This window comes from Micromonospora sp. M51, assembly GCF_018070305.1.
Classification (GTDB): domain Bacteria; phylum Actinomycetota; class Actinomycetes; order Mycobacteriales; family Micromonosporaceae; genus Micromonospora; species Micromonospora parva.
Genome location: NZ_JAGPXZ010001406.1, coordinates 1 through 607, shown reverse-complemented (window position 1 = coordinate 607; position 607 = coordinate 1). Strand labels below are relative to the sequence as shown.

Below are 607 nucleotides of genomic sequence, written 5' to 3'. Positions count from 1 at the left end.
GTCGAGTCACCCGCACGACGTCTGGTCACCCGCACGACGTCTGGTCACCCGCACGGCGTCGAGTCGCCCGCACGGCGTCTGGTCACCCGCCCGACGTCTGGTCATCCGCACGGCGTCGAGTCGCCCGCACCGGGGTCGAGCATCCGGGCGGTTTGCGGTCTACCATCCGCGGATGACCTCCTCGCTGGACACGCTGCCGAAGATCGGTGCGCCGGCCACCCGGGCCCTGCACGGCGCCGGCTACACCGCGTTGCGTCAGCTCGCGGGCGTCCCCCGGGCGGATCTGGCCAGGCTGCACGGCATGGGCCCGAAGGCGCTCGACATCCTGCAGTCCGCCCTCGAAGAGCACAGGCTCGGTCTCGGCTGAGGCGCCGCCGCCGCTCAGCCGGCGGCAAATGGGTTGCCGCCCGGGTGACCGGCCGCGAGGCTGACCGCCATGACTGTCGAGCGTGACGCCGAGGACCTGATAGCGGAGGCCGCCGCGGCGCCCGTCGATGGTTGGGGATTCGGTTGGCTGGCCGGCCGGGCCACCGAGGAACGTCCACAATGGGGGTACGCGCGGCTCGTCGCCGACCGGATGGCGTCCGCCGATGCGGCACTGGACGTG

At 73.0% G+C, this 607-nt stretch carries 1 protein-coding gene; it reads left to right on the top strand.

Annotation, left to right across the window (positions count from 1 at the left end):
• The first annotated feature begins 172 nt into the window (after positions 1-172).
• Entirely contained in the window at positions 173-367 is a 195-nt protein-coding gene (locus tag KBX53_RS35115; RefSeq protein ID WP_030332711.1) for a helix-hairpin-helix domain-containing protein, read from the top strand.
• Positions 368-607: the final 240 nt, after the last annotated feature.